Consider the following 846-nt stretch of genomic DNA (forward strand, 5'->3'; position numbering starts at 1 on the left):
CCCCCCCCCCCCCCCCCCCCCCCCCCCCCCCCCCCCCCCGCTCCTACAGGCTCTGTGCCTGCCTTGAAGGAGATGCAGGTCATGTGTGGCTTGCCAGCGATGAGGCCTGATCAGGCAACACAAGACAGTTGCTCCTATTCAGGTCATCGATGCTTGCGCATGCCCATGTGGGCGTCGTCCATCAGCGCCTTGGCCATATCACCCAGAAAGTGCGATGCCCAGACCAGCACCGGTTCGTTGTCCATCACCCCGATAAACGACGCCCGGCGCGAACAGTCCATCAATACGGATGCCTGCTCGATGGCATGGTCGCAACAGTTGCCGGGTTCGACGCGGAACAGCTTCTTGCCGTCGATGATCCCGTCGAGGAAAGTGGCCGAGCCTACGGTCAGGCCCAAAGTGCCGGTGTCGTCATCCAAATCCTTGTCCATCTTCAAACCCTCTTCTGAATATCCAGTCAGCCCATCAATGCAAGGCAGGCATCTGCGGCGTGCTCCTGCGCTGCATCTGCCTTCCAGGTGATGCGGTGGGCCGGTGGAGCAAGGTGGATCGGGAAAAAACGTCAAGCATGACAGCCTCCAGACAATAAAAAGTCGGACCGTCGCCAGATCACTTGCAGATGATAGGGTGGCGGCTACATGCGGGCCTGCAAGACCGGGCTTGGAGGTCATTACCCGGATGGCCCGAAGACCACCCGCACATAGCCACCATTGAACGAAGCCAACAGCAACCTGAGACCAAACCAAGCAACGGGCTTGCAGACCCGGTCGTTGAATTTGCAACGACGGGTCCAGACTAGGCTCTGTCTGAAATCCCAAGAAACTGAAATGTGGCCCCGGAACAGCC

1 protein-coding gene is annotated in these 846 nt (G+C 59.5%); it reads right to left on the reverse strand.

Annotation, left to right across the window (positions count from 1 at the left end; translation table 11 throughout):
• Nucleotides 1-143: 143 nt before the first annotated feature.
• On the reverse strand, nt 144-431 hold the full coding sequence (locus IAE39_RS29445; protein WP_201207959.1) for a DUF3077 domain-containing protein: 288 nt from the start codon (nt 429-431) through the stop codon (nt 144-146).
• Nucleotides 432-846 lie beyond the last annotated feature (415 nt).

Origin of the sequence: Pseudomonas sp. S37 (assembly GCF_016658545.1) — a bacterium.
GTDB lineage: Bacteria > Pseudomonadota > Gammaproteobacteria > Pseudomonadales > Pseudomonadaceae > Aquipseudomonas.